The sequence below is a fragment of the Microvirga sp. 2TAF3 genome (assembly GCF_052114965.1).
Classification (GTDB): Bacteria; Pseudomonadota; Alphaproteobacteria; order Rhizobiales; family Beijerinckiaceae; genus Microvirga.
Genome location: NZ_JBFRFT010000068.1, coordinates 1 through 427 on the forward strand (window position 1 = coordinate 1; position 427 = coordinate 427).

Genomic DNA, 427 nt, shown 5'->3' on the forward strand with positions numbered 1-427 from the left:
TGAGGACCACGATCGTTCCGCCCAGGCCGGCAAGATGGGTGTGCTCTTTCTCGGTCAGGGGAGCGTGGCCGGAGACAACCGTGAACATGTGGCTTACTTCGCGGTGCGTCACAGGAATCCCCGCTGCGGCCGGAACGGAGATGGCGCTGGTGACGCCGGAGATGACACGCACCGGCACGCCCGCCGCAACGCACGCCGCCACTTCTTCGCCGCCGCGTCCGAACACGTAGGGATCCCCACCCTTGAGCCTGACCACGTTTTGGCCCAGCAGGGCAGCGTCAACCATGAGCTTCTCGATGTCGCGCTGGGTGACCTTATGCAGGCCGGGCTGCTTCCCAACGTCCACCAGCTCGGCGGAGGTCAGGCCTGCCAACTCCTGGTAGGGCGCCAGCCGGTCATAGAACACCACGTCGGCGTCGCGCAGGGC

The 427-nt window shown here is 66.5% G+C and carries 1 protein-coding gene; it reads right to left on the reverse strand.

What is annotated here, in order from left to right:
- A partial coding sequence (locus AB4Y97_RS21040; RefSeq protein ID WP_442000982.1) for a uroporphyrinogen-III C-methyltransferase occupies positions 1–427 on the reverse strand: 427 nt, incomplete at both ends.